We start from the raw sequence: 25,542 nt of genomic DNA on the forward strand, positions 1-25,542 counted from the left end.
AAGGAGTTGTCAGCGACAACTCCTTTTTCATATCTATCTTTATACTTTATCCTTGATAATAAATGACGACGTGACGGTACGGATCTTTGCCTTCGCTTTCCGTCCGTACTTCCGAGTCATTTTGCAGGGCTACGTGAATGATTTTTCGTTCATAACCATTCATCGGCTCCAGGGTAACGGACTCGCCGTTTTGCTTGACCCGGTTCGCCAGGCGATGAGCCAACTGCTTCAGCGTTTCTTCCCGGCGATGACGGTAGTTTTCAACATCGAGCATGATGAAATACCGTGCATTTTCGCCCTGATTGGTCGTCAGGTTGGTCAAATATTGGAGGGCATCCAAGGTTTGGCCATGCTTGCCGATGAGAATGCCTAAGTTCTTGCCGTGGAGATGAAGAAGGATTTTATCGGACTTGATCATCTTTTCAATGACCACATCGATGCCCATGTTCTTCAACACTTCCTGCAGGAAGGCCTTGCCTTTAGCGGCTGCTTCTTCTGCGGAAAAAGCTTCTTCTTCCGGTTCTTGTACAGCCGGTTCAGACGGTTCATCTTCCATCATATCCGGTTCAGCGACTTCGACAGCTTTCACGACGTCAGCTGCTTTCGGTTCAGCAGCGGATACTTCCGTTTCCGGTTCGGCCTGAATGACTTCAGACGGTACCGGCGTTACATCAGCTTTTTCGGTAATACGGACACGAGCCGGTTTGCTGCCAAACCCAAAGAAACCGCTTTTCGGTTCTTCTAAGATCTCGATGTCAACTTCTTCTTTCATTCTGCCGAGACGCACCAGACCGGAGCGCACGGCATCTTCGATCGTTTTTCCTGTTGCTTCGATAGTACTCATGCTTGTGCTCCTTTATTCTTGAGGTGAGCCATAACCATCTGCTGGCCCCACTGGAAGAGGTTGGAAACAACCCAGTAAATGACCAGACCACTCGGGAAGTTGAGACTGATCCAGCCGATGAACAGCGGCATGACGACTTTCATGATTTTCTGCTGTTTGGCCTGGGCATCCGATGCCGCTACCTGTGCGCCGGACATCTGGTTCTGAATAAAGTACGTCGAAATAGCCGACAAGATCGGCATGACATAAATCGGATCGGGCTGACCGAGGCTCGGAAGCCATAAAAAGCTTTCAAAGGCCGGGTCATAAGGATACTCTCTTAAAGCATAGAATATAGAAATAAGGAAAGGCATCTGAATGAGAATGGGGAGGCAGCCCGACAAGGGGTTGACACCCATTTCGCGATACAGTTTAGACATTTCTTCCTGCATCTTCTTCTGGTTTCCTTTATATTTCTTCTGAATTTCTTTAATCTTAGGCTGCAAAAGCTGCATGCCTTCCATGGAGCGGATCTGTTTCGCCGTAAGGGGCGACAGCACCAATTTAATAATCAAGGTGAGCAAGATAATGGCAATGCCATAGCTCGGATAGCCCATATTCTGGGTGAATGCATAACAGTAATTCATAAATGTCGTCATAATACCACTGAGGACATCCATTATTCCACTGAAAAAGCCCAATGTGCTCAACTCCTGTTCAGTTGTAAAAATAAGGATTTACGGTACGGGATCATATCCACCTTTATGAAAGGGATGGCATTTTAAAATGCGCCTTATTGCCAAGTAACTCCCTTTTAACGCACCGTATTTCTGCAATGCTTCAAGAGCATAGGCAGAACAAGTGGGATAAAACCGGCAGCATGGCCGGTGAAGCGGCGATATAAATAACTGGTAGCCCCGAATCAGGGCTATGAAACACCATTTCATGCATCATCACTTCTTTTTCAATACCCTGGCATGCCGGAATAACTGCAAAATGGACTGTTCAGCTTCTGCATATCCGGCATATTTCAGACTGCTGCGGCCAATGAGGACTAAATCGAAGCCGTCCTTCAGATCAAACTGATGGAGACGGTATACTTCCTTCATCAGGCGGCGGCAGCGGTTGCGCTCAACGGCACAACCGATTTTTTTCCCCGTCACAAAACCGATGCGGGTCGGTTGCTTTGGCGATCGCGGCAGAACGTATAAAACGACGCGGCGATTGACATACGACTTTCCGCGGCGATATACGAGCTGGTACTCGCGATTTTTACACAGCCGTTGCTCTTTCGTTAGTTCATACATACATAATTGTCCTAGTAATGCTAGAAAAACAGAAAAATTCCACATGCCGGAACTTTTCTGTTTATCTCGTAATAATTAAGCAGAGAGTTTTTTTCTGCCTTTCATGCGTCTTCTTTTTAAAACCATGCGGCCGCCCTTAGTCTTCATTCTTTCACGAAAACCATGAGTTCTTTTTCTCCACAATGTATTCGGCTGATATGTCTGTTTCAAGCTAGACACCTCCTTTTCCATCATTGACAGTAATTGATTTACACCATAACAGGTTAATTATAGTAAGCGATGGTCAGCCTGTCAAGCCTTATTTTTAGGCACTTATTCCATTTGAGAATACCCGATGTATAAGTATTCCAACAAAAATTTCTTCCCATAACCTGGGTTTTGTTGTAGAATGTGGATAGATAAATATAGTTGTCAACAATCCATCCACATTTTGTGGATAAGTGGAAAGAATCGGAAACTCGATGTACATCGGCTTTCCGGCTTTTTACATTTCATTTGTTCACGTTGTCCACAATGAAGTTGTACACATATGAACGCCCAATATACACACCTAAATTTTTCGTACAGACAGGAAGGATTACTATGGATCTGCTCAGTTTATGGGAAAAAATGTTAGCCAATTTGAAACAAGTCTTGCCCAAAGAAATTTTCACCAATTGGTTTGAAGGCAACATCATTCCCTACTCTTATTCGGAAGAAGAAAATTTGCTCATCCTCGATACGATGACCAATTTCCTTCGCGATTACGTCAGTAAAAAATACACCGACGTCCTGGAAACCATCGCCGAAGAAGTCATTGGCCATAAAACAAGGGTTCAGCTCATTACCAGTCAGGAAAAAACGCCGGATCACGACAAAACCGAAGCCGTTGCCGAAACGATTACCCTGCCGCCCAAACAAAGTACGCCTCCCGTAGAGGCCGTGACCGCCCCCAAAGCCGCAAAACCGGCTCCAGTCGTCCAAACCGAATGGGTCCAGCCAGAACTTCCCATCACCGATGCCATGCCGGCTATCAAGGATGCTGCTTCTTTATCACTGACCACAGAATCCAGTCCTTATAATAATAATTTAAATAAAGATTATACCTTTGACAACTTTATCGTCGGCAACAGCAACCGCGTGGCAACGGCCGTCGCCAAGTCCATTGCCGCAGCTCCGGCCCAAAAATGGAATCCTTTTTATATCTATGGCGACAGCGGTCTCGGAAAGACCCATTTAATGCATGCCATCGGCCATGAGCTCTTAAAAAACTTTCCCAATATGCGCCTCCTGTGCATTACCAGCGAAGACTTCGTCAATGAATTCATCCAGTGCATCCAGGACCAGAATACGGAAAGCTTCCGCCGCCGGTACCGCAACGTCGACGTCCTCTTCGTCGACGACATCCAGTTCCTCGGCCGCGGCGAAAAGGAGAGCTCCAAGGAAGAATTCTTCCATACCTTTAATAAGCTCTATCAGGATAAAAAACAGATGGTATTCACCAGCGACCGTCCGCCCCGCGACATCAAAAAGCTGGAAGAACGCCTGCGTTCCCGCTTTGAAAACGGGATGGTCACCCAAATCGAGCCTCCCGATCTGGAAACCCGAACGGCAATCCTCCGGACCTGGTCGGAAAAAGAAAATATCGTCTACGATTTAGATGCCTTAAATTATATTGCAGCCAACGTCAGTGAAAACATTCGAAAGCTGCACGGCGCTTTCATCCGGGTCCTCTTGGAATCGATGCAGACCAAGAGCAACGTCACATTGCCGTTGGTTAAACATGCAATCAGCTACATTACCGATGCGCAAGACGAAAAGAAGTACATCACCATCGATGAAATTACGACCTATATCTGTCAGCACTACAATATCAATTATAAAGAATTAATGGGCAAGAAAAAAACTAAGGATATCGCTCTTCCCCGTCAGATTGCCATGTACATGTGCCGTGAACTGACCGGGAACACCTATCCCCATATCGGAACGGCCTTCAATGGCCGTGACCATACGACGGTTATGCATGCTTGTACCAAGATCATGGAAAAGGCCAAAGAAGACCGTCACTTTAAGGAACACATCGAAAAGATGATGAATGAAATCCGTGGTGTGGATAACTAGGTTGATAAAAATATCGATAGATTGTGGATAAGAAAAAAAAAGAAATCCACAGTGGAAATGTGGACAAAAAATTACCCGTTATCCACATTCTATCCACACCTGTGGATAGCTGAAAATAGCTCTTATCAATCACTTATCCACAAATTCACAGGCCCTACTACTAAGACTACTGTTTTTTAACTTGCATTTAATTAATTTACTCAGCGCAGAAAAGGGGATACTCCATTGAGACTGAAACTAAAAAAAGAAGATCTGAACAAAGGCTTACAAGCCGTCCAGAAAGTAGCTCAGAACAAAAACAACAATATGTCTTCTGAAAACGGCCTTCTGATCAAAGCCCTTCACGGCATTATCGAATTTCAGGCCAATGACTATGACATGGGCATCAAGATCACCGTTCCCGGTATCATCGAAGAAAAAGGCGAAGCCTTTATTGCCAATCCGTATTTAATGGATTTGACCCGACGGATTCCCAGCGATGAAATTGAAATCATCAAAGCCGATACGGATACGCAGCTGCTCATTAAAGGTGACAAACTGAAATTTGAATGCCTGACCATCAATCCCGATGACTTCAATGAAGTCGAAATCGTCGAAAACGGCTATGCCAGCTTCAAAACGACCAGCGTTGTCTTAAAAGATTTAATCGATAATACGTCGTATGCTTGTGCTACCGACGTAGCTCGTCCGATTTTCATGGGCACCTTCCTCGATGTCCAAGGCGACCAGATGACCATGGTGGCTACCGATACGCATCGCCTGGCCCTGAAAAAGACAACCCTCGATCAACCGGTGGATAATCCGCTGCAGGCCGTTATCCCCAGTCGTCTCTTGTCTGAAATTTCCCGCCAGCTGCCGACCGATATTCCGGAAACCGTGGAAATCACGGCTGTCCGCAACTACCTGGCTGTCCAGTTCGGCAACGTCTATATCCGTACGCGCCTTATCGAAGGCGACTTCCCGAATTACCGCCGCGTCATCCCGACGGATTTCAAATGTATTGCCAAGGTCAATCGGGCTGAATTCACCGGCGCCGTCGAACGCGCTTCCATCGTCGCCAAAGATGCCCAATATAATGTCATTAATTTCTTGATCGGCGACGGTCAAATTAAATTGATGAGTCAGCATCCCGATTACGGTACCGTTGAAGACTACGTCTCCTGCGACCTGGACGGTGAAGATTTGGATATATCCTTCAATGGAAAATTTATCCTCGACATCCTGAAACATTGCCAGAACAGCGAAGTCATCTTGAAATCGAAAGAAAACAGCCCGATGCTCGTTCAGGACAAGGATGACGATTCTTGCGTATTTGTTGTAACCCCTATGAGGACACGATAATGGAAACTATAAAAATTGAAACGCCGATGATCCAACTGGACCAGTTTTTGAAATGGGCCAGCATTTTACAAAGCGGCGGCGAAATCCGCTTTTTATTGGACGAAGATAAAATTTTAGTAAACGGAATTTTATGCAAAGCCAAGCGAAAAAAACTCTATCCGGGCGATACGGTAGAGATTAAGGATGTCGGTACATATTTGATTAAAGGTGAATAATTATGATGATTGAGTCGGTTCGACTGCACCGGTTCCGAAACTATGAGGATCAGAAAATCTCCTTTCCCAAGGCGACGATCCTCTTATATGGGCAAAACGGGCAAGGTAAGACCAATCTTCTGGAATCGTTATATTTAGGCGGAATCGGCAAGTCCTATCGGGGCATCGCCGATTCCGATCTCATTTCCTGGGATCAGGACAAGGCCAGTGTCATCATCGATTTTAACCGGAATGATACGACGCAGCAGATCAAAGTGATCCTGTCCAAGCTCGAGAAAAAAGAATTATGGGTCAACGAAACGAAGGTATCGCAGAAAGAACTGATCGGCACCTTGAATGAGGTCCTCTTTTCCCCCGATGACCTTCAGCTCATTAAGGGCAGTCCCTCTTTGCGGCGCCGTTTTATCGATATGGAGATCTCTCAGGTCAGCCGATCCTATTACCGCGATTTGCTGCAGTATAATAGAGCCATATCACAGCGCAACCTCTTATTGAAAAAGATGAAATACAGCGGCAGCCAATCCCTGGATGAATGGGATCGGCAGATTGCCGGCTTTGCAGCGTCCATTGTAGCTAAACGTTTAGAAGCCCTTCAGAAATTATCCTTTTTGGCCGGCGTCCTGCATAAACGGCTCAGCCGCGGCAAAGAAATGCTTCACCTGACCTATGTCCAGCCTTATGGAAAGGGAGACGGCAGCCATCAGATCGATCCGAAATGGTACTACGACCTCTTACAGCAGCATCTTCCGGAAGATATCCGTCGTCAGTCGACCTCGGTCGGGCCTCATCGCGACGACCTCTTATTTTCGGTCGGTCAGGGGGATTTAAAAAAATACGGGTCCCAGGGACAACAGCGGACGGCCGTTCTGGCCCTGAAATTATCGGAGCTTGAATTTATTAAGTCGGAGACCGGAGAATACCCCGTCCTCTTATTGGATGACGTCATGAGTGAGCTCGATCAGAGCCGGCGTCAAGCATTGCTTGACTTTGTCCGCAACCGCATTCAAACCTTTATTACGACGACCGAGCCCGATATTTTCGCCGGTATGGAGGGCTGTCATCCCATCTGTATCGAACAAGGGAGGGTGGTTTCCCATGGAGAAGCGAAATCTTAAACTCGAAAAAGCCGGACTTGCTATCCCCGATGTCTTGGCCAAACACCGCCTGCTCCTTCCGTACCGGATGTACCAGGCCAAGCGGGACTGGAAAAAAATCGTCGGCGAGCAAATTGCCAAATATTCATATATATTAGATTTTAAGAATAATTTGATGATCGTTGCCGTCATGAATCCCGTTTACATGAATTATTTATTTATGTATAAAAACAAGATAATTGAGGAATTTAATTCCTATGTTGGGCATCAGGCTATTGCCGATGTCCGTTTTGTCAAAAAGGGGAAAAAACCCGTTCAGACGGTCTATGAAACCTTAGAAGGAGAAACACAAGATGTCCTTCCTGAAGGGAATATTCGTCAAATCATTCTCGATGACGCGACGGTAGCCAACATTCGCCGTGAAACGGAAAAACTTCCCGACGGCTTGCGGGAAAAGTTGGTACAGCTGCGTTTTGCCCAGGCTAAACGCATCAAAGCCTATGCCGTGAGCGGCTTTATCCCCTGTCCTTCCTGCGGTCGCTGGATGGCTAAAGGCGAAAAGATCTGCATCTTTTGCCGAAGTGCTGCCCGCCATGCCCTGAAAATGAAGGTGCGTTCTATTTTAGAAGACATGCCCTGGCTGAGCTGGGAGAAAATGGCCGGGCAATTAGATGTTTCGGTTCAGGATAAAGGGGCTGAGCAGGCCTATAACGATGTCCGGAGAAATCTCATCTATACCTATATTGAAAAAGTATACTATGAGTACGATACGGAGGCCGATGACCTCATCCTGGCCCTGCTCATTACGCGCCGCGTTCCCGGCGATATAGAGCCTAAATTCATTGAAAATCTCGTTGCAAAATATCGGAGGAAACCAGACCATCATGTATCTCCATCTGAGCCCTGACACGATTATTCCCATACGGGATATCGTAGCTATCTTACCGTATCCGAAGCGAAAGGGGGCGGCTCTGCTGCAGTCCTTTGGGCTTCCCGTGCAATCCGTCGGTACTTCCTCGGAAGCCGATTGGCGCTCTCTGGTCATTACAGAAGATTGCGTCTATTCACTGCCGGTCACGGGAGATACCATGCTTCGCCGGTATCAGAAATGCCTGCAGCTGTTAGCGCCTGGCGACAAGGCCTAAGGGCGGGATGTATTTAAAAAATGTGGATTTTACGGTATAATAAAGTGTTAGTTGCCTAGTTTATCATTAAAAATTGCAAGAAACAGGAGTTGAGAATTTATATGTCGAAAGACAAAGCGCGATATGGTGCCGAACAGATTCAAGTATTAGAAGGCCTGGAAGCCGTTCGTAAACGGCCGGGGATGTACATCGGCAGTACGTCTGAACGGGGGCTGCACCATCTGGTATATGAAGTCGTCGACAATAGTATCGACGAAGCGTTGGCCGGGTATTGTACGCATATCGAAGTCACGATTCAGGAAGACAACAGCATTACCGTCGTCGATAATGGCCGCGGCATCCCCGTTGCCATGCATAAAATCGGCAAGCCGGCTGTTGAAGTCGTACTGACCGTCCTTCATGCCGGTGGCAAATTCGGCGGCGACGGCTATCCGATTTCCGGCGGTCTTCACGGCGTCGGTATCTCTGTCGTCAATGCTTTGAGTGCCTGGACGAAGGTCGAAGTAAAGCGCGACGGCTATTTATGGGATATTTCTTTTGCCCGCGGGTTAACGGAATCGCCGCTGAAAAAAGTCCGTCCCCTGGAAGCCAGTGAAGAAACGGGAACCCGTGTTTCTTTCAAACCGGATCATGAAATCTTCCCTGATACGGTCTATGATTTCAATACGTTAAAGACGCGCCTGCGCGAACTTGCTTTTCTGAATAAAGGTTTGAACATCACCCTTACGGATAAACGAGGCGAAGGCAAACAAGAAGTATACTGCTATGAAGGCGGCCTCGTTTCTTTCGTCTCCTTCCTGAATGAAAAACATCAGGCCGTCAATCCGACCGTCGTCAGCATCGATGGTGAAAAAAATCAGGTCATCGTCGATATCGCTATGCAGTATAACGACGGCTACAGTGAAAATATCCTGACCTTCGTCAACGATATCTTTACCGAAGAAGGGGGCACGCACCTCAGCGGCTTCCGCTCCGGTTTGACCCGTACCATCAATGATTATGGCCGCAGCGCCGGTATTTTAAAGGACAATGAAGACAACCTGTCCGGTGAAGACGTCCGCGAAGGCTTGACGGCCGTCATCAGCGTCAAAGTCCGGGAACCTCAGTTTGAAGGTCAGACGAAAACCAAGCTTGGCAACGGGGAAGTAAAAGGCATTGTCGACAACATCATTTCCGACGGACTGAAAGAATTCTTTGAAGAACACCCGGCCGAAGCCAAAGCCGTCATCAACAAGACCATTTCGGCATCGCGTGCCCGTCAGGCTGCCCGCCGTGCCCGCGAATTGACGCGCCGGAAAAATGCCCTGGAAATCAGCAGCCTTCCCGGTAAATTGGCGGACTGCTCGGAAAAGAATCCTGATCAGACGGAAATCTACTTAGTCGAAGGTGACTCGGCTGGCGGCAGTGCTAAACAGGGCCGTGACCGTAGATTCCAGGCTATCCTGCCCCTACGCGGCAAAATCATCAACGTCGAAAAAGCCCGCCTCGATAAGATTTTGGCCAACGAAGAAATTCGTTCCATGATCACCGCCTTCGGTACCGGTATCGGCCAGGAATTCGACATCAGCAAACGCCGCTACGATAAAATTATCATCATGACCGATGCCGACGTCGACGGCGCCCATATCCGGACGCTGCTGCTGACCTTCTTCTACCGGTTCATGAAGCCTCTCATTACGGAAGGTCACGTATTCATTGCTCAGCCGCCCCTCTATCAGGTACGCAAGGGCAAACAGGTATGGTATTTCTATACCGATGAATCGATGCAGAGCAAGCTCGATGAATTAGGACGCGACAATAATTCCGTCGTCGTCCAGCGTTATAAGGGCCTTGGTGAAATGAATCCGGAACAGCTCTGGGAAACGACGATGGATCCGGAAAACCGGACCATGCTCCAAGTCCATCTGGAAGATGCTGTGGAAGCCGACCGTATTTTCTCGGTCCTCATGGGCGATAAGGTCGAACCGCGGCGTAAATTCATTGAAGACAATGCTAAGAAGGTCCGTAACCTCGACTTATAATCAGGAGACCCTATGCCGACTATTTCTCAAAAGATAAACTTATTTACCGATTCGGCCATTGCCCGCATGTCAAAGGTGGCTGAAGCCTGCGGCGCCATCAACCTGTCGGAAGGCTTTCCGGATTTTCCGCCGCCCAAGGCCATGCTCGACCGTCTGGCTGAAGTGGCCGCCGCCGGTCCTCACCAGTACAGCCTCGATAATGGTGCAGAAAATCTGCGCCGGGCCCTGGCCGACTATCGAAAACTTTTTACCGGGCAAACCTTGGATCCGGAAACGGAAATCGTCGTTACCTGCGGCGGTACGGAAGCGCTCATGACGGCTATGATGGCTATCGTCGATCCCGGCGATAAAGTCATCCTCTTTTCGCCCTTCTATGAAGCCTATGCCACGGATGCCCTCCTTTGCGGTGCCGAACCGATTTATGTGTCCCTTACCGGCGACGACTACACCTTTGATGCCGATGAATTGGAAGCGGCTTTTAAACAGCGGCCGAAGGCCATCTTTATCTGCAACCCGTCGAATCCCTGCGGCAAGGTTTTTTCGAAAGACGAACTGCTTACTATCGCATCCCTCGTCGAAAAGTACGATACCTTTGCCGTCATCGATGAAGTCTATGAACACATCGTCTATGAACCGACGGAGTATACCTATTTTTCGACCCTTCCCGGAATGTATGAACGGACGATTTCCTGCGGTTCCCTCTCGAAGACCTACTCGATTACGGGCTGGCGGTTAGGATATATCTTTGCACCGCCGGTGGTGACTGATGCCATTAAAAAGCTTCACGTCTATCTGACCATCAGCGCTCCCAGCCCCCTTCAGGAAGCGGCCGTGACCGGCCTTCACTTTGGCCTCGATTACTATCAAGGCCTGCGGGAACTCTATCGAAAGAAACGAGATTTCGTCATCGACAGCCTCGATGCCATTGGGATTACGCACAATGTCCCCCAAGGCGCTTTCTATATGCTTCTCGATATCGGGGCCTACGGCTATGATGACGATGAAGCCTTTTGCCGGGATTTAGCCGAAAAAATCGGCGTGGCCCTCGTTCCGGCATCAACCTTTTTTAAAGAACCGGTCCATCATTTGGCAAGATTACAGTTTGCCGTCCGCGATGAAACGTTAAAAGAAGCCATGCATCGTTTGGAAGGCATCCATAAACTGAAAAAATAATTTGTTTCGTTACCTTATCATAAGGAGGGATTGTACATGAAAAAATGGCAGCTACTTCTCGTCGCCCTTTGCTTGACGGCTGGTACGATGACCGCCATGGCCGACGATGTTTCTGAAAGCACCCAGCCGAAAAAAGAATCGGCCGTGGTTCTCACCGATCCGACGGTGAATATGAAGAATTTAAATGATTTTTTTATCATGGAAGGTCGTACCTATGATAAGGTAACCGGTCTCTTAACGGCTTTGCCGCCGCAGACGACAGGCCTTACAGGCTCTTATTATTTCCGCGTGGACAAGCAGATCGTCGGCGACTATTTCTATCACGTCAAAGCCTACGATACGGACTCTCACGTCTTACTGGGGAACTACTTTGTGGCTAAAGATGAGAGCAGCGCTTGGAAGCTTCAAAGCAACCAGCAGGCCTCCCTTATTTACGGCAGTGCCGAAAAACTGATGGACAAGGTAGAAGTCGTCGTCTATCCGCCCAAAATTCCGATCGGCAGTTACGGCATCATCCGTGTCCACGTGCCCGGCATGATTCCTTATGATATTAAGGCGACCAGCTTGAATACGAAAATTGCCGATATTACGGACCATATGAATATCCGACCGCTGGAAGCCGGGAAAGTCGATCTCGTCGTCGATGTGAAAATCGGCGATGCCGTCCGTACGGTGACCAAAGAAATTACCGTCATCGATGAAGCCGACAAACGTACGGAATCAAGATCCCGCAATAATCCGACTGTCGGTGTCGGCATCGGCATCGGCTGGGGCAGCGGATGGCATCATGGCGGCGGAATCGGCATCGGTGTCGGACCTTGGTGGTAATCTAAAAGGAGAGTGGATCTACTGTGGAGTTTTCCCTAGGAAAACAGTTACTGGTCATCATTTTACTTATCTTTGGCAACGGCATTTTTTCTTTATTGGAAATGGCCATCGTCAGCAGCCATCAATCGCGCTTGGAAGCGATTGCCGATGAAGGCAGCAAGTCGGCGGCTATCGTCCTGAAGCTGCGTGAAAATCCGAATAAGATGTTTTCTACGGTCCAGTTCGGCATCACCCTGATCAGCCTGTTGACCGGTGTCTACGGCGGTACGGAAATGGCCGGACCTTTATCGGTATACGTCGCCAAGATTCCCGGTCTCGAACCCTATGCCTACACGGTCAGTCTGACCAGCATCGTCGCGGTGATTACCTATTTGACGATCATCCTCGGTGAAATCGTTCCGAAGCGGATTGCCATCGACAATCCGGAAAAAGTAGCCTGCCTGCTGGCTCGTCCCATGCTCTACTTTTCGACGATCTGTACGCCTGTCGTCTGGATCTTGTCGTGGTCGACGACTGCCGTTACCAAGATGATGGGCGTCAAGAAGCCTGAAGTCCTTCCCGTAACGGAAGATGAAATTAAACTGCTTCTCGAACAAGGCGTCGAACTCGGAGCTTTTGAAAAAGAAGAACCGGAACTGGTAACCCGCGTCTTTCGCCTGGCCGATATGGACGTCGGCGATATCATGACCAACCGGACCCAGGTAGACTGGCTCGACGTGGAAGATCCGGAAGCGACGATGATGCAGGAACTGGTAGCCTTCAATCACAATAACCTGCCTGTCGGACGAGGCTCTTTGGATGACTTCATCGGCATGGTTTCAGTCAGTGAAATCTTTCAGAAATATTATGAAAATATTCGCTGTCAGAAACCGGCGTCCCTGCCGGCTATCGTAGAAGACTGTGTCCATAAGCCGATTTACATTCCCGAATCGATGGACATCATGAAAGTCGTCCACGTCTTCCGGGAACACAGCGTCCATGAAGTCGCCGTCCTCGATGAATACGGCAACTTCAGCGGCATCCTGACCCTTCACGACATCCTCGAAGAATTAGTCGGCATCATGCCTGCCGGGGAAGAAGAAAAGAAGGAAGAAGCCAACCGCATCATCCAACGGGGCCCGAACGACTGGCTCATCGAAGGGCTGCTCACCATTGAAGAATTTAAAGATTTCTTTAAAATCGAAGACGAGCTGCCTGACGAAGAAGAAGACTTGTATAAAACGCTGGCCGGCCTCATTACCTATGGCGTCGGCCGGATTCCACGGGAAACCGATACGTACGTGTGGAAAGACTTTACCTTTGAAGTCGTCGATATGGATAATCTCCGCGTCGATAAAATCCTCGTCACCCGAAATCCAGATTACTCAGAAGACGAAGAAGAAGAAAAATAAATGCACAATAAAAGGAACTGGCCTTTAGGGCCAGTTCCTTTTTTCGTGATGGCAGTCGTTTCTATTCACTTTTTGTCGAGCGGAGAAAGAGATTTTTTAAGACGTCATGAGGGTCTTTCTTTTCTTGAATGATGGAATGGACAGCCGACGTAATGGGAAGCTCTACACCGTAGTGAGCCGATAAATCTAACAGGGCTTCCGTCGTGCCGACGCCTTCGGCCAATTTTGAAAAAGGTCTTCCTTCGATATAATCCTGGCCGAAGCGGCGATTATTGCTGTGCGGTGAAAAGAGGGTCGCTTCATAGTCGCCTAAATGACTGAGGCCGTAGACAGTCATGGCTTGTCCGCCCATGGCGGAGACTAAGACCGAGAGCTCATGGGCACCGCGGGCCATGAGGGCACCCTTTAGGGCTGTCATGTGGGCACCGTCGAGCATGCCGGCTGCGATGCCGACGACATTCTTGGCGGCAGCTCCGATTTCAATGCCGAGAAGATCCTGGCCGTAATAAAAGCGAATCAAGGGGCTGGTGAAGGTGTCGACTAAAAAATGGGTAAGCCTATCGTCGGCTGAGGCGATGACCATGCAATTGGGCATACCGCTGATAAAGTCCTGAACATGGCCCGGGCCGACCCAGACAGCCGTCCGCACGGCCTTACCCAGTTCTTCTTCCATGACCGTCGTCAGCCGTTTGCCGCTGCCAGCTTCTAAGCCTTTCATGGCCAGTACGAAGGGAAGGTCGGCGTCGTATCCGGCCTCACGCAGGTTTTTGGTAAAGGAGCGAAGCTGCTGGGCGCTGATGGAAATGATGCAGATGTCGGCACCGGTAAGGGCCTCTTTCAAGTCATCGGTCAGGCTAATTGCGTCCGGCAAGGTAAGATAGTCATTTTTTCGTGTTTCTTTTAGGCGGCTCAGGTTTTGAGACCCCGGTCGTCCCCATAAGGTCACGGTATGACCGATGTGATCGGCATACCAGGCGTGGAAACTGCCCCAGCGGCCGCAGCCTAAGACGGTGATGTTCATAGCATGTTCTCCCCTCAGAATAATTTTTTGTAATTAAATTATAACATGGATTAATCCCTTCAGACAGTTTAGGAAAATTAGGCCTGTCTTTCTCTCCTTACAATAAGCTATACTTTTTTTGAAATTACGATGAGTTCTGTTGTATTTACAATGGATATCTGTCTTTCGTATCGGTATAATGAACTCAGAAAGGGCGGTAATGAGCCCTCTTGATTCGTTAGCTTTGGTCAGCAGATAGGCTGACTTGAAAGGAGAATGAAGTATGGGAAAGAAAATTACAGAAAAAGTTACTTGGGTCGGTAAAATCGATTGGGAACTCAATAAGTTTCATGGTCACGAATATTCTACGGAAAAAGGCTCGTCTTATAATTCCTATTTAATCCGCGACAAAAAGGTCGCCTTGATCGATACGGTATGGAAACCCTTTGATGAAGAATTTGTCGATTACTTAAAACAGGAAATCGACCTGAAAGACATAGATTACATCGTCATGAATCACAATGAAAATGACCACAGCGGGGCCCTTCCGGCCTTGATGCGGGAAATCCCTGACGTCCCGATTTACTGCACGCAAAAAGGGGAAGCCATCCTTCGCGGTCTCTACCACCAGGATTGGAATTACGTCAACGTCAAGACCGGCGATACCTTAGACCTTGGCGACAGCAAACTGGTATTCATTGAAGCGGCCATGCTCCACTGGCCGGACACGATGTTTACCTATATGACCGGCGAAAACATCCTCTTCAGTAACGACGGCTTCGGTCAGCATTTTGCCAGCGAATGGATGTACAATGACTGTGTCGATCAGGCAGAACTCTATCATGAAGCCATGAAGTACTATGCCAATATCTTGAACCTCTACAGCCCCATGGTTACCCGCAAAATCGATGAAATCTTAAAGATGAACGTTCCGGTCAATATGATTTGCCCCAGCCACGGCGTCATCTGGCGGGACAATCCCCTGCAGATCGTCGAAACGTATCAGAAATGGGCCAAGGAATATCAGGAAAACCAGATCACCATCATTTATGATACGATGTGGAATGCGACGCGCCGCATGGCTGAATGCATTGCCCAAGGCCTTCTCGAAGCCGACCCGACGCTGACGGTCAAACTGTACAACTCCGCCGTCGACGATAAGAACGACATCGTCACCGAAGTTTTCAAATCAAAGGCCATCTTGGTCGGCTCGCCGACCATCAATTACGGCTTCCTCTACTCCATCGGCGGCATCATGGAAATGATTCGCGGCCTGAAGTTTAAAAATAAGAAGGCCGCTGCCTTTGGCAGTTACGGCTGGAGCGGTGAATCGGTCAAACAGATTACGGGCCTCTTAAAAGAAGCCGGCTTCGGACTGATCAATGACGGCCTCCGCTGCCAGTGGAACCCCGATATGGAATCGCAGAACCTCTGCCGTGACTTCGGTCGTGATTTCGCTAAATCTCTCGCCAAATAAAACCTCCTTTATCTCATAAAAAAATCGGATCTCTCTGAAGAGGTCCGATTTTTTCATGACTTATAAGTGAGCGATGACGGCGTCGCGATAAGCTTCTGTCGTCGCCGTTCCGCCAAGGTCCGGTGTGAGGGCCTTCTTTTCGGCAAGGACGGCATCGACGGCTTTTCGGATATTGGCGGCAATAGCCGTTTCGCCGATATGTTCCAGGAGCATGCAGGCTGACCAAAGGAGGGCCGTCGGATTGGCGATGTGCTTGCCGGCAATATCGGGAGCACTGCCGTGGACAGCTTCAAACATAGCGTAATCGTCGCCGACATTCATCGAAGGCAGGAGGCCCAGGCCGCCGATGAGGCCGCTCGTAAGGTCGGAAATGATGTCGCCGTAGAGGTTCGGCATGACGATGACGTCGAATTGTTCCGGCCGCATGACCAGCTGCATACACGTATTGTCGACAATTTTGTCGTCACTTTCGATTTGAGGATAGTCGGCAGCTACGGCGCGGAAGGTATCGAGGAATAATCCGTCGCTCATCTTGAGGATGTTGGCCTTATGGACACAGGTGACTTTTTTTCGTCCATGGGCGATGGCGTATTCAAAGGCCGAGCGGATAATGCGTTCACTGGCTTTTTTCGTGATGAGTTTGATGGCGTGAACCGTATCTTCATTCATCTTATATTCGACGCCGATATATAAATCTTCTGTATTTTCACGGAAGGTGACGACGTCGACGTTCGGGAAGGGCGTCGGTACGGCCGCATTCGATTTTGCCGGACGGATATTGGCATAGAGATCGTATTTATTGCGCAGGGTGACGTTTAAGGAACGAAAACCCTTGCCAATCGGCGTCGTAATCGGCGATTTTAAGAGGATGCGGGTCTTTTCAAAGGAGGCAAAGGCAGCATCGGGAATGAGGGCGCCGTTCTTTTCATATTCGGCAGCGCCGACATTGAAAATTTCATAAGTAAGAGGCGCTTTGGCGGCGTCGAGGATGGCCAGGACGGCATCCGTGATTTCGGGACCGATGCCGTCGCCTTTAAATACGGTAATTGTCTTCATCGTTTATCTGTCCTTTCTGGGAATGTAATCCATGAGGTCGCCGACGTATTTTGCGGCCGGACGGACGATGCGGTTGTCATAGAGCTTGTGTTCGATGTTGTGAGCCAGCCAGCCGACCATACGGCTGATGACGAACAGCGGCGTATACAGGTCGCGGGGGATGCCCAGCATATTGTAGGCAAAGCCGCTGTAGAAGTCGACGTTGCTGCACATGGTGACGCCCTTTTCCTTGGTCAGCGTATCCATGGCCAGTCGCTCGAAACGATTATAGAAGCGGAATACGTCGTTCATGCCCTTTTCTTTGGCTAAGATGCCGCAGTAATGGCGCATGATTTCGGCCCGCGGGTCGGACAGGGTATAGACGGCGTGACCGAAGCCGTAGACCAGACCCTTATCGCTGCCCTTGAAGGTTTTGTTGAGGATTTGATGGATGACTTCGACGATTTGGTCGTCCGTCGCCTTAATGCCGATGGCATCGATGATCTGTTCCATCATCAAGGATACACGGATGTTGGCACCGCCGTGGCGCGGCCCTTTCAGGGCGCCGACGGAGCTGGCCATACTGGAGTAAATATCGGTGTCGGTAGAAGAAACGACGATGTTAGTGAAGGTCGAGTTAGTACCGCCGCCGTGATCGGCATGGAGGAAGAGCAAGAGATCGAGGAGCTGCGCTTCTTTTGGGGAGAACTTACTGTCCGGACGCAGCATGGATAAAATATTTTCAGCCGTGGAATAGTCTTTTCGGGGATAGTGGATGACCAGACTCTTACGATTGTAATAGTGAATCTTGGACATGTAGGCATAAACGGCAATGGACGGCAGCTTGCTCATGATATTGAGGCCCTTGCGCAGGGTTTGATAGACATCGGTATTGTCAGGATCTGGATCGTAGTTGTACAATGTCAGGAGGGCGTGCTGCAGCTTGTTCATCAGATTTTTGCCCGGCAGGCGGAGGAGGTTCATTTCCAAAAAGTCATCGGGCAGATCGTAGCCGTTTTGCAGTACCTTACAGAAGGCCTTCAATTCGTCTTCTGTCGGCAAGTATCCGAAGAGGAGCAGGAAGCTTGCTTCTTCGTATAAATAACCTTTATAATTCGTTTCTTTAACCAGCTCGCGAATGTCGATGCCGCGGTAGTACAAGATGCCGTCACAGTCGATTTTTTGGTCGTTTTCACCGCGGCGGTAACCGACGACATCGGCGATGCGGGTCAAACCGACGAGGACGCCTGTGTGATCTTCATTACGCAAGCCACGCTTTACACCGTACTTGGAAAACCATTCGCGGGGAATCTGCGTGTAGTTCTGTGACTTGCCGTAAAATTGGGCTAAATAAATATTTTTATCCAATTTGATTCCTCTCTTTCCTTCAAGTATGAATATAGAGGAATAACTTATAAATTATCGGTTATTCAGGAATATTCATATTTTTTTTCTAGGGAATATTTTTTAGAATATTCCTGTAAAGTATAAGTTATTATAGCATATTAATGGACAAAGTAAAATAAAAATCATGCAAAGTATGTAACGTTTAAAGGGTAGTCAAGGCCTTTTTTGTTATGATATAATATTTACTGAAATGGGATAAATTTTATATTGTGAAAATTATTTTACTAAATTTCATATTGTGAAAAGCCGTCGCTTTGGCGATGACAAAGGAGGGGTTATGTATGATTAAGTTATACGATGGTGGTGTCTATTTAGTTCATGGAACGGAAATCGTACCGGAAAAGGAAATCGCTAAGGTCAAGCAGCTTACGGGAAAAGACGTTTCCAAAGAAGACGCCAAGAAGGGAACCATTGCCTATTCTATTTTAAAAAATCATAATACGTCAGGTTCGATGGATAATTTGAAGATTAAATTCGATTCCATGGCGTCTCATGACATTACCTACGTCGGCATTATTCAGACGGCGAAGGCTTCGGGCATGGATCATTTTCCCCTGCCCTACGTCTTGACTAACTGTCATAACTCGCTCTGTGCCGTCGGTGGGACCATCAATGAAGATGACCATGTATTCGGCTTATCGGCAGCTAAAAAATACGGTGGTATTTTTGTTCCTCCTCACGTTGCCGTCATTCACCAATATATGCGTGAAAAAATGGCCGGCTGCGGCAATATGATCATCGGCTCCGACAGCCATACCCGTTATGGTGCCCTGGGGACGATGGCTGTTGGCGAAGGCGGCGGGGAACTGGTTAAACAGCTTCTCGAAGATACCTATGACATTGCCTATCCCGGTGTCGTCGGCGTCTATCTGACCGGTAAACCGAATCCGGCCGTCGGTCCTCATGATATTGCCATCGCCATCGTCGGTGCCGTCTTTAAAAACGGTTACGTTAAAAATAAAGTCATGGAATTTGTCGGCCCCGGCATCGCTTCCATGTCGACGGACTATCGCAACAGCGTCGACGTCATGACGACGGAAACGACGTGCTTGTCTTCGGTATGGCGGACCGATGAAGATACGAAAGCCTACCTTACGCAGCATGGTCGCGGCGATGCCTATAAAGAATTGAATCCGGCCTACGTTGCCTACTATGACGGCTTCATCTATATCGACCTCAGCACGATCAAACCGATGATTGCTATGCCCATGCATCCGAGCAATGCTTTCACCATCGATGAACTCAATGCCAACTTAGAAGACATCCTTCATGAAACGGAAGAAGCCATCAATAAACGGATGAGCAATAAGGATTTGAAATACACCCTTACCGATAAGATTAAAGACGGCAAACTCATCGTCCAGCAAGGGGTTATTGCCGGCTGTTCCGGCGGTAACTACAGCAACGTCATGGCCGCCGCTCACATTTTAAAACAAGGTTCCAGCAATAGTCATGACTTCTCCCTCGACGTCTATCCTTCGTCGCAGCCGGTTTACCTGGACCTCGTCCGTAACGGTACCGTTTCGACCTTACTTGAAGCCGGTGCCATCTTTAAGACGGCCTTCTGCGGCCCCTGCTTCGGCGCCGGAGATACGCCGGCCAACAATGCCTTCAGTATCCGCCATACGACGCGTAACTTCCCGAACCGCGAAGGTTCAAAGCCGGGTAAGGGCCAGTTTGCATCTGTCGCCCTGATGGATGCCCGTTCCATTGCGGTAACGGCCATCAACGGCGGCGTTCTGACATCGTCTGAAGGCTATATGGACGACTATGTCGAAAAGCCTTACGAATACGACGATAAACCCTATGCAACCTTGGTTTATCAGGGCTTTAAACAGGGCGAAGATGAAGATTCGCTGGTTTATGGTCCGAACATCAAAGATTGGCCGGATATGGAACCCTTGGCTGATTCAGTCCTGTTGAAAGTCTGCTCGAAAATCATGGACCCGGTCACGACGACGGACGAACTGATTCCGTCGGGAGAAACGTCTTCTTACCGCTCCAATCCTTTGGGCCTTGCTGAATTTACCCTGTCCCGCCGCGATCCGGAATACGTCGGACGGGCCAAGGACGTCAATAAAGTGGAACAGGCCCGCCTTGCCGGAGAATGCCCGGCTGGTGTCGATCCGGAATTAAAAGCCGTCTTTGAAGCCTTGAATAAGCAGTTTGACGGCGTTTCCATGAAAGAAGTCGAAATCGGCAGCATGATTTACTGCGTCAAACCTGGCGACGGCTCAGCTCGTGAACAGGCTGCCAGCTGCCAGCGCGTCCTCGGCGGCCTGGCTAATATCTGCCAGGAATATGCCACTAAGCGCTATCGTTCCAATGTCATCAACTGGGGCATGCTGCCCTTCCAAATGGAAGGGGAACCGGATTTTGAAATCGGTGACTATATCTATGTTCCCAACGTCAAAAAAGCCCTCGACGGCGACATGAAGGACATTAAAGCCTATGTCGTCACCAAGGGCATGAAGGAACTGTCCCTCTACATCGCTCCCATGACCGACGATGAAAAGAAAATCGTCAAGGCCGGCAGCCTGATTAACTACAACCGCAGCCGATAATCGTCATTCATCGAAGAGATCGTCCTTTTCGATGAGTCCCTCCTTTGGTGAGGAATGGTAGCGGTTTTTCCAGGCCCGATAAAATGTTGAATAATTGGTGAATCCGCACTCGTAGCAGATTGCTGTCAAAGCCCGTCCCTCCTGCATGAGGCGACGGGCTTTTTGCAGGCGCTTGGCCGTAATGTAACTTCCCGCCGTCATTCCCGTTTCACTTTTGAAGAGGTGCATCAAATAGTCAGGGCTCATGTAGAACATCCGGGCCAAAGCCGGAATTGATAGATCATCGGTGAGATGGGCTTCGATATAGTCGACGATGGCCGTAATTTTTTTATGCTGCGGTTTTTTATTTACAAAACCTATTTTTTGTGCCTTTACATCCATCCACAGGTGGAGGAGAAACTCGGAAAACAAGGTTTCCTGAAGGAGCGTCCCTTCCGGTCCCGGATACGACCAGGCACGCCGGAGGCGGCAGGATACGTTATACAGGCTGTCCGCTTCCTGGGGCTGGCGGAGGATAGGAGAGCGGGACGCCGAAAAAATCTGCTCGACGGGACAGCCGCGCTGGCGGTAGGTCTTTAAGTACGCCGGTGAAATATAAGCGATGATCCGCTCGTAAGGGGCATCGTCCATGATTGTCGGGCGATGAATTTTCCCGGCTGGAATGACGACGATGTCGTAGGGCTTTAAATCGTAGGCCGTTCCTTCCACATCATAGGATACGTGGCCTTGAAACAATAAGGTGATCTTATCAAAGTCATGGTAGTGGTACGGGCAGATCCACCGCCTTTTATCGACGAGGTGGAAGAGTTTTAAATTGCCCGATAAATAACCTGTCTTTTGTGCCATCGCAGTTGCTCCTTTATAGATTTTTCTCCTAAGAGAAGGGAAGGATATTTGAAATCGCATAATTTGCAATGTATAGAACATTATTTTCATATACTTTTCACTTTCAGCTATTGTATAATAGATGCTGTAAGGATTCAAGACAGTTACTAATCTATCATTTGTGAGTATAGAATTTTTATGGAGGGTACAAACTATGAAATTTGTCAAAATGCACGGTTTAGGCAATGACTTCGTCTTTTTTGAAGACAAACAGGGTGCCGATAAGGATTTTTCCCAGTTAGCGGTTAAACTTTGTGCACCTCATACCGGTGTCGGTGCCGATGGTATCATCGTCATCGTTCCCAGTGATAAGGCCGACGTTCGCATGCGAATCATCAATGCCGACGGCAGTGAAGCTGAAATGTGCGGCAACGGCATCCGTTGCTTTGCAAAATACGTCTATGACCATAAGATCATCGATAAAAAAGAATTTACCGTTGAAACACTGGCCGGTATTATGAAGCCGAAGGTTATCCTCGGCGAGGACGGCAAGGTCAGCCTGGTTACGATCAACATGGGCAAACCGTTCACGAACCGTTCTCAGATTCCCATGGAAGGCCCGGAAGGTCCGGTCGTCGACGAACCCCTTGAAGTCGACGGCAAGACCTATAAGATTACCAGCCTGCTCATGGGTGTACCCCATACGATGATCTATGTCAAAGACGTCGATGCCGTACCCCTTCACGAATTAGGTCCTAAATTTGAAACCCATAAGGCTTTCCCGCGTAAGACGAATATGAACTTTGTCCAGGTCATCGACGACCATACGATTAAGGTTCACACCTGGGAACGCGGTGCTGGTGCTACCCTGGCCTGCGGGACCGGTTCCTGCGCCTGCGCTGTCGGCTCCTTTATGAACGGCTTTACGGGACGCAGCGTCGACGTTCAGCTTTACCTCGGTACCCTTCATATCGAATACGATGAAAAAGACGGCAACGTCTACATGACTGGTCCTGCCGCCGTTACCTTTACCGGCGAATGGCTGGAAGATTAATCTATAACTGTATATAATAAAAGAGGCTGTCAATGTGGCGGCCTCTTTTTACCATATACGAGGTATTTTATGGAAATGAAACAGATTCAAAAGGCGATATTCCTCGACCGGCCCAATCGCTTTATTGCCCATGTCGATCTTAACGGTCAGGTCGTTACCTGCCATATGCCCAATCCCGGACGTATGTGGGAACTCCTCTTTCAGGGAACGACAGTTTATGTGCGGCCGGCAGAAAATCCCAAGCGGAAGACCCCTTATGACGTCGTCGGCATCGAACGTGACGGGACGCCGATTTTACTCGATACACAGTACAATAACGATACAGCCGCTTGGCTCGTCGAAAACCATCTCGTTCCCGGCTGGGAGAAATGGGACCTCATTCGCCGCGAAGTGACCGTCGGCGACAGCCGCTTTGATCTCCTTCTGGGAAACGGCGAAGAGCGCTTTTTCGTCGAAGTAAAGTCCTGCACCTTATTCAGCAAAAATGGGGCTATGTTTCCCGACGCCGTTACCGAACGGGGGCGAAAGCATATCTTAGAATTGGCTTCTATGAGCGATAAGGGAATCCATACCGGTGTCTTGTTCCTCGTTCATTGGGATCGGGCCCGGTGGTTCCTTCCCGATTACCATACAGATCCCAATTTTGCCGAAGCCTTCTATGAAGCGGCGCCTCGTCTCGATTGGAAAGCCCTGGCCCTGCGTTGGGACACTTCCTTTAAACGACCGGAACCGGTCCGACTCCTGCAATATCCGGAAACCATTTTAACGGCTGAAAACCATGACAGCGGCGATTATCTCTTCATAACCCAACTTTCAGAAGATGCCGATATCGTCATCGGCTCTAAGGGACTGATGCATTTTCCCAAGGGATACTACGTCTATACCGGCTCGGCTAAAAAGAATTTAGCAGCCCGCCTGGCCCGTCACAGCCGCAAGCGTAAAAATCTCCACTGGCATATCGATTATCTGCGGCAGGAAGCGGACGTCATTGCCGCCCTTCCCATCCGTACGTCTCAGGACTTAGAACATGAACTGGCTAAGGCTGTCGACGCGGCTTCCCAGTGGCGTATCGACGGCTTTGGCTGTACGGACTGCCATTGTCCGTCTCACCTCTTTGGCTTTACCGATAACCCCATTCACGATCGTGCCTTTATCCAAATTGTCGAAGACTTTCGTATGAATCGACTGCAAAATAAGATATAAAATGTAAATTATAGGCGTAAAAATGATGAACACCCTGTTTTTTATGCGGGTTTATGGTATAATGTGAAATAAATCAAGGATTTAGAGGGGGCGAGGCGCCATGGAACGCTCGCAGGCATTAGCTTTACTGCAAAAATATAATAAAGAACCTTTTCATATCATGCATGCCCTGACGGTTGAAGGCGTTATGCGCTGGTATGCTCAAGAATTAGGGTACGGCGATGACGTCGATTTTTGGGGACTCGTAGGACTTCTGCACGACGTCGATTTTGAACAGTATCCCGAAGAACATTGTAAAAAAGCACCAGAACTCTTAGTAGAAATCGGTGCTGATGATAAATTAGTCCATGCCGTCGTCTGCCATGGTTATGGCATCTGCGTCGACGTGGCACCGGAACATATGATGGAAAAAGTACTCTATGCTGCCGATGAATTGACGGGCCTCATTTGGGCTGCTGCCAAGATGCGTCCTTCGAAGAGCACGCAGGACATGGAAGTAAAGAGTGTAAAGAAAAAATTCAAAGATAAGAGTTTTGCTGCCGGCTGTTCCCGCGACGTCATCCGCAAGGGTGCCGACGTATTGGGCTGGGACTTGGCAGAACTGTTTGAAAAAACTATTTTGGCTATGCGCTCCTGTGAAGACGGCGTTCGCAAAGAATGCCGGGAATTGACCGGAGTGGATGAATAATAAGGAGGAATCTACTATGAAATTACGCAAAACGATTATGGCAGCTGTGGCTGCGGCTATGTTGACTGTTGGTGCTGCCGGTGCTTCTTTCGCAGCAGGTTTGGGTACGATTGACGCTGCCGCTCTCTTGCAGAATCATCCGAAGTATGCTAAGACTATGGCTACCTGGCAGGCAGATGTAAAATCGGCTCAGGACGATTTCCAGCGTGACTTGAAAAAGACCAACGATCAGAAAGCTCAGCAGGCCTTAGTTGAAAAATATAACAATAAATTAAACCAGCAGCGTATCGCTTTATTCCAGCCGCTGGAACAGGATATCCTCGCTAAAACCCAGGCTGTCCAGAAAGAAAAAGGCTTGGACTACGTCGTATTGAACGGCTCCGTCGTTGTCGGTCAGGGTCAGGATATTACCAAGGACGTCGCTGCCCGCTTGAAATAAGCCCGGCACGAAGCCGGATTCAGGCGTCGGTAAACGTTTACAACCAATAAGTAAAAGCGCAGCTCTATAGAACTGCGCTTTTTTTCATGTTAGGAAAAGGCTATTTTCTGGCTCACATTCAAAAGGTGTTATTTCACAGCTTTTTTATTTCATTTGCAATTTCAAAATTGTCGTGATAATATTTTATTAACATAATAAAAAAGGCGGGACATATCTCATGAATATCCTGGACATCTATAAAGGCTTGGTTCCCTTCTTAGGAGAAGCCTTGGGGAAAGACTGTGAAGTCGTGCTGCATGATTTTAGAGAGCCTGGTCATTCTGTTATTGCTATTGCCAATGGAAATATCAGTGGCCGTCATGTGGGCGCACCGGCGACGGATTTTATTGGCGCCGAATAGGCATGATAAAAC

Annotated in this window: 26 protein-coding genes; 17 read left to right on the forward strand and 9 right to left on the reverse strand. The window is 48.6% G+C overall.

From position 1 onward, the window contains the following. Positions 1-46: 46 nt before the first annotated feature. The 5 genes from jag to rpmH all read right to left on the reverse strand — a co-directional run bounded on the left by jag (position 47) and on the right by rpmH (position 2,340). A complete protein-coding gene (gene jag, locus HMPREF3201_RS03760) occupies positions 47-844 on the reverse strand; it encodes an RNA-binding cell elongation regulator Jag/EloR (protein WP_062411808.1) in 798 nt (265 codons plus the stop codon). Continuing rightward, on the reverse strand, positions 841-1,503 hold the full coding sequence (locus HMPREF3201_RS03765; RefSeq protein ID WP_062411809.1) for a YidC/Oxa1 family membrane protein insertase: 663 nt from the start codon (positions 1,501-1,503) through the stop codon (positions 841-843). The genes jag and HMPREF3201_RS03765 overlap by 4 nt, the downstream gene beginning before the upstream one ends. 57 nt (positions 1,504-1,560) lie before the next feature. After that, entirely contained in the window at positions 1,561-1,770 is a 210-nt protein-coding gene (gene yidD, locus HMPREF3201_RS11330; RefSeq protein ID WP_071822302.1) for a membrane protein insertion efficiency factor YidD, read from the reverse strand. A 6-nt stretch (positions 1,771-1,776) separates the two neighbouring features. Further along, positions 1,777-2,130, reverse strand: a complete 354-nt coding sequence (gene rnpA, locus HMPREF3201_RS03770; RefSeq protein ID WP_044503417.1) for a ribonuclease P protein component — start codon at positions 2,128-2,130, stop codon at positions 1,777-1,779. A 75-nt stretch (positions 2,131-2,205) separates the two neighbouring features. Then, the gene (gene rpmH, locus HMPREF3201_RS11335) at positions 2,206-2,340 is read right to left on the reverse strand and encodes a 50S ribosomal protein L34 (RefSeq protein WP_071822304.1); all 135 of its coding nucleotides are present in this window, start codon (positions 2,338-2,340) and stop codon (positions 2,206-2,208) included. Between the two features lie 372 nt (positions 2,341-2,712). Between rpmH and dnaA the strand changes: the two genes are divergently transcribed. The 10 genes from dnaA to HMPREF3201_RS03820 all read left to right on the forward strand — a co-directional run bounded on the left by dnaA (position 2,713) and on the right by HMPREF3201_RS03820 (position 13,438). Continuing rightward, entirely contained in the window at positions 2,713-4,230 is a 1,518-nt protein-coding gene (gene dnaA / locus HMPREF3201_RS03775) for a chromosomal replication initiator protein DnaA (RefSeq protein ID WP_062411810.1), read from the forward strand. 225 nt (positions 4,231-4,455) lie between these two features. After that, the gene (gene dnaN, locus HMPREF3201_RS03780) at positions 4,456-5,571 is read left to right on the forward strand and encodes a DNA polymerase III subunit beta (protein WP_062411811.1); all 1,116 of its coding nucleotides are present in this window, start codon (positions 4,456-4,458) and stop codon (positions 5,569-5,571) included. Then, a complete protein-coding gene (locus tag HMPREF3201_RS03785; protein WP_044503420.1) occupies positions 5,571-5,786 on the forward strand; it encodes an RNA-binding S4 domain-containing protein in 216 nt (71 codons plus the stop codon). Before dnaN ends, HMPREF3201_RS03785 begins: the two co-directional genes overlap by 1 nt. Positions 5,787-5,788: 2 nt before the next feature. After that, positions 5,789-6,901 carry a DNA replication/repair protein RecF gene (gene recF / locus HMPREF3201_RS03790; RefSeq protein WP_062411812.1) on the forward strand — a complete coding sequence of 371 codons (1,113 nt, stop codon included), beginning with the start codon at positions 5,789-5,791 and terminating at the stop codon, positions 6,899-6,901. Then, entirely contained in the window at positions 6,882-7,787 is a 906-nt protein-coding gene (locus tag HMPREF3201_RS03795) for a DciA family protein (protein WP_062411813.1), read from the forward strand. The genes recF and HMPREF3201_RS03795 overlap by 20 nt, the downstream gene beginning before the upstream one ends. Next, entirely contained in the window at positions 7,765-8,025 is a 261-nt protein-coding gene (gene remB, locus HMPREF3201_RS03800; protein ID WP_062411814.1) for an extracellular matrix regulator RemB, read from the forward strand. Before HMPREF3201_RS03795 ends, remB begins: the two co-directional genes overlap by 23 nt. 101 nt (positions 8,026-8,126) lie before the next feature. Further along, positions 8,127-10,046, forward strand: coding sequence for a DNA topoisomerase (ATP-hydrolyzing) subunit B (gyrB, locus tag HMPREF3201_RS03805; protein WP_062411815.1), 1,920 nt, complete (start codon positions 8,127-8,129; stop codon positions 10,044-10,046). A gap of 12 nt (positions 10,047-10,058) precedes the next feature. Then, complete coding sequence (locus tag HMPREF3201_RS03810; protein ID WP_082709389.1) at positions 10,059-11,219, forward strand: pyridoxal phosphate-dependent aminotransferase; 1,161 nt, start codon at positions 10,059-10,061, stop codon at positions 11,217-11,219. Positions 11,220-11,255: 36 nt separating this feature from the next. Further along, entirely contained in the window at positions 11,256-12,047 is a 792-nt protein-coding gene (locus tag HMPREF3201_RS03815) for a hypothetical protein (RefSeq protein ID WP_062411816.1), read from the forward strand. 23 nt (positions 12,048-12,070) lie between these two features. Then, a complete protein-coding gene (locus HMPREF3201_RS03820) occupies positions 12,071-13,438 on the forward strand; it encodes a hemolysin family protein (protein ID WP_062411817.1) in 1,368 nt (455 codons plus the stop codon). Between the two features lie 61 nt (positions 13,439-13,499). Here HMPREF3201_RS03820 and HMPREF3201_RS03825 read toward each other — a convergent pair whose 3' ends face one another. Beyond that, on the reverse strand, positions 13,500-14,459 hold the full coding sequence (locus HMPREF3201_RS03825; protein ID WP_062411818.1) for an NAD(P)H-dependent glycerol-3-phosphate dehydrogenase: 960 nt from the start codon (positions 14,457-14,459) through the stop codon (positions 13,500-13,502). Between the two features lie 262 nt (positions 14,460-14,721). On the opposite strand from HMPREF3201_RS03825, the gene HMPREF3201_RS03830 reads away from it, so the two are divergent. Beyond that, a complete protein-coding gene (locus tag HMPREF3201_RS03830; protein ID WP_062411819.1) occupies positions 14,722-15,915 on the forward strand; it encodes an anaerobic nitric oxide reductase flavorubredoxin in 1,194 nt (397 codons plus the stop codon). Positions 15,916-15,975: 60 nt separating this feature from the next. On the opposite strand, the gene HMPREF3201_RS03835 is transcribed toward HMPREF3201_RS03830, so the two are convergent. Then, positions 15,976-16,971 (reverse strand): isocitrate/isopropylmalate dehydrogenase family protein, encoded by a 996-nt coding sequence (locus HMPREF3201_RS03835; RefSeq protein ID WP_062411820.1) that lies wholly within the window; start codon positions 16,969-16,971, stop codon positions 15,976-15,978. A gap of 3 nt (positions 16,972-16,974) precedes the next feature. Then, complete coding sequence (locus HMPREF3201_RS03840; RefSeq protein WP_062411821.1) at positions 16,975-18,318, reverse strand: citrate synthase; 1,344 nt, start codon at positions 18,316-18,318, stop codon at positions 16,975-16,977. A 320-nt stretch (positions 18,319-18,638) separates the two neighbouring features. Here HMPREF3201_RS03840 and HMPREF3201_RS03845 point away from each other — a divergent pair, with 320 nt between their 5' ends. Beyond that, positions 18,639-20,921 (forward strand): hydratase, encoded by a 2,283-nt coding sequence (locus HMPREF3201_RS03845; RefSeq protein ID WP_062411822.1) that lies wholly within the window; start codon positions 18,639-18,641, stop codon positions 20,919-20,921. 3 nt (positions 20,922-20,924) lie between these two features. Here HMPREF3201_RS03845 and HMPREF3201_RS03850 read toward each other — a convergent pair whose 3' ends face one another. Beyond that, entirely contained in the window at positions 20,925-21,767 is an 843-nt protein-coding gene (locus HMPREF3201_RS03850; RefSeq protein WP_062411823.1) for an AraC family transcriptional regulator, read from the reverse strand. 193 nt (positions 21,768-21,960) lie between these two features. Between HMPREF3201_RS03850 and dapF the strand changes: the two genes are divergently transcribed. The 5 genes from dapF (at position 21,961) to HMPREF3201_RS03875 (ending at position 25,530) form a co-directional block, all read left to right on the forward strand. Next, positions 21,961-22,800 carry a diaminopimelate epimerase gene (gene dapF, locus HMPREF3201_RS03855; protein ID WP_062411824.1) on the forward strand — a complete coding sequence of 280 codons (840 nt, stop codon included), beginning with the start codon at positions 21,961-21,963 and terminating at the stop codon, positions 22,798-22,800. Between the two features lie 69 nt (positions 22,801-22,869). Further along, the gene (sfsA, locus tag HMPREF3201_RS03860; RefSeq protein ID WP_062411825.1) at positions 22,870-24,003 is read left to right on the forward strand and encodes a DNA/RNA nuclease SfsA; all 1,134 of its coding nucleotides are present in this window, start codon (positions 22,870-22,872) and stop codon (positions 24,001-24,003) included. Positions 24,004-24,103: 100 nt separating this feature from the next. Beyond that, the gene (locus tag HMPREF3201_RS03865) at positions 24,104-24,691 is read left to right on the forward strand and encodes a hypothetical protein (RefSeq protein WP_062411826.1); all 588 of its coding nucleotides are present in this window, start codon (positions 24,104-24,106) and stop codon (positions 24,689-24,691) included. 16 nt (positions 24,692-24,707) lie between these two features. Then, entirely contained in the window at positions 24,708-25,130 is a 423-nt protein-coding gene (locus HMPREF3201_RS03870) for an OmpH/Skp family outer membrane protein (RefSeq protein ID WP_062411827.1), read from the forward strand. Positions 25,131-25,347: 217 nt separating this feature from the next. After that, the gene (locus HMPREF3201_RS03875; protein ID WP_062411828.1) at positions 25,348-25,530 is read left to right on the forward strand and encodes a PAS domain-containing protein; all 183 of its coding nucleotides are present in this window, start codon (positions 25,348-25,350) and stop codon (positions 25,528-25,530) included. The last annotated feature ends 12 nt before the right edge of the window (positions 25,531-25,542 follow it).

It is taken from the genome of Megasphaera sp. MJR8396C (assembly GCF_001546855.1).
Classification (GTDB): Bacteria; Bacillota; Negativicutes; order Veillonellales; family Megasphaeraceae; genus Megasphaera.

What these genes read in the sequence shown, in the direction of transcription:
- jag (WP_062411808.1), bottom strand. Translation starts at nt 844, where the DNA reads ATGAGTACTATCGAAGCAACAGGAAAAACGATCGAAGATGCCGTGCGC.
- HMPREF3201_RS03765 (WP_062411809.1), bottom strand. Translation starts at nt 1,503, where the DNA reads ATGGATGTCCTCAGTGGTATTATGACGACATTTATGAATTACTGTTAT.
- yidD (WP_071822302.1), bottom strand. Translation starts at nt 1,770, where the DNA reads ATGAAATGGTGTTTCATAGCCCTGATTCGGGGCTACCAGTTATTTATA.
- rnpA (WP_044503417.1), bottom strand. Translation starts at nt 2,130, where the DNA reads ATGTATGAACTAACGAAAGAGCAACGGCTGTGTAAAAATCGCGAGTAC.
- dnaA (WP_062411810.1), top strand. Translation starts at nt 2,713, where the DNA reads ATGGATCTGCTCAGTTTATGGGAAAAAATGTTAGCCAATTTGAAACAA.
- HMPREF3201_RS03785 (WP_044503420.1), top strand. Translation starts at nt 5,571, where the DNA reads ATGGAAACTATAAAAATTGAAACGCCGATGATCCAACTGGACCAGTTT.
- recF (WP_062411812.1), top strand. Translation starts at nt 5,789, where the DNA reads ATGATGATTGAGTCGGTTCGACTGCACCGGTTCCGAAACTATGAGGAT.
- HMPREF3201_RS03795 (WP_062411813.1), top strand. Translation starts at nt 6,882, where the DNA reads ATGGAGAAGCGAAATCTTAAACTCGAAAAAGCCGGACTTGCTATCCCC.
- remB (WP_062411814.1), top strand. Translation starts at nt 7,765, where the DNA reads ATGTATCTCCATCTGAGCCCTGACACGATTATTCCCATACGGGATATC.
- gyrB (WP_062411815.1), top strand. Translation starts at nt 8,127, where the DNA reads ATGTCGAAAGACAAAGCGCGATATGGTGCCGAACAGATTCAAGTATTA.
- HMPREF3201_RS03810 (WP_082709389.1), top strand. Translation starts at nt 10,059, where the DNA reads ATGCCGACTATTTCTCAAAAGATAAACTTATTTACCGATTCGGCCATT.
- HMPREF3201_RS03815 (WP_062411816.1), top strand. Translation starts at nt 11,256, where the DNA reads ATGAAAAAATGGCAGCTACTTCTCGTCGCCCTTTGCTTGACGGCTGGT.
- HMPREF3201_RS03825 (WP_062411818.1), bottom strand. Translation starts at nt 14,459, where the DNA reads ATGAACATCACCGTCTTAGGCTGCGGCCGCTGGGGCAGTTTCCACGCC.
- HMPREF3201_RS03830 (WP_062411819.1), top strand. Translation starts at nt 14,722, where the DNA reads ATGGGAAAGAAAATTACAGAAAAAGTTACTTGGGTCGGTAAAATCGAT.
- HMPREF3201_RS03835 (WP_062411820.1), bottom strand. Translation starts at nt 16,971, where the DNA reads ATGAAGACAATTACCGTATTTAAAGGCGACGGCATCGGTCCCGAAATC.
- HMPREF3201_RS03845 (WP_062411822.1), top strand. Translation starts at nt 18,639, where the DNA reads ATGATTAAGTTATACGATGGTGGTGTCTATTTAGTTCATGGAACGGAA.
- HMPREF3201_RS03850 (WP_062411823.1), bottom strand. Translation starts at nt 21,767, where the DNA reads ATGGCACAAAAGACAGGTTATTTATCGGGCAATTTAAAACTCTTCCAC.
- dapF (WP_062411824.1), top strand. Translation starts at nt 21,961, where the DNA reads ATGAAATTTGTCAAAATGCACGGTTTAGGCAATGACTTCGTCTTTTTT.
- sfsA (WP_062411825.1), top strand. Translation starts at nt 22,870, where the DNA reads ATGGAAATGAAACAGATTCAAAAGGCGATATTCCTCGACCGGCCCAAT.
- HMPREF3201_RS03865 (WP_062411826.1), top strand. Translation starts at nt 24,104, where the DNA reads ATGGAACGCTCGCAGGCATTAGCTTTACTGCAAAAATATAATAAAGAA.
- HMPREF3201_RS03870 (WP_062411827.1), top strand. Translation starts at nt 24,708, where the DNA reads ATGAAATTACGCAAAACGATTATGGCAGCTGTGGCTGCGGCTATGTTG.
- HMPREF3201_RS03875 (WP_062411828.1), top strand. Translation starts at nt 25,348, where the DNA reads ATGAATATCCTGGACATCTATAAAGGCTTGGTTCCCTTCTTAGGAGAA.